At 52.8% G+C, this 335-nt stretch carries 1 rRNA gene; it reads right to left on the bottom strand.

From position 1 onward, the window contains the following. Positions 1 to 335: ribosomal RNA gene (locus tag A3709_RS21865) — 23S ribosomal RNA — on the bottom strand; the annotation flags it as partial.

The raw sequence follows: 335 nt of genomic DNA, 5'->3' as shown, positions 1-335 counted from the left end.
ATGTCAGCATTCGCACTTCTGATACCTCCAGCAAACCTCCCGGTTCACCTTCAACGGCTTACAGAACGCTCCTCTACCATGCATGCAAGCATGCATCCGCAGCTTCGGTTACCAATTTAGCCCCGTTACATCTTCCGCGCAGGCCGACTCGACTAGTGAGCTATTACGCTTTCTTTAAAGGATGGCTGCTTCTAAGCCAACCTCCTAGCTGTCTAAGCCTTCCCACATCGTTTCCCACTTAATTGGTATTTGGGACCTTAGCTGGCGGTCTGGGTTGTTGCCCTCTCGACGACGGACGTTAGCACCCGCCGTCTGTCTGCCGTGATTGTACTCCT

Source organism: Halioglobus sp. HI00S01, from assembly GCF_001635445.1.
GTDB lineage: Bacteria > Pseudomonadota > Gammaproteobacteria > Pseudomonadales > Halieaceae > Halioglobus > Halioglobus japonicus.
This window is presented reverse-complemented; position numbering and strand designations above follow the sequence as displayed.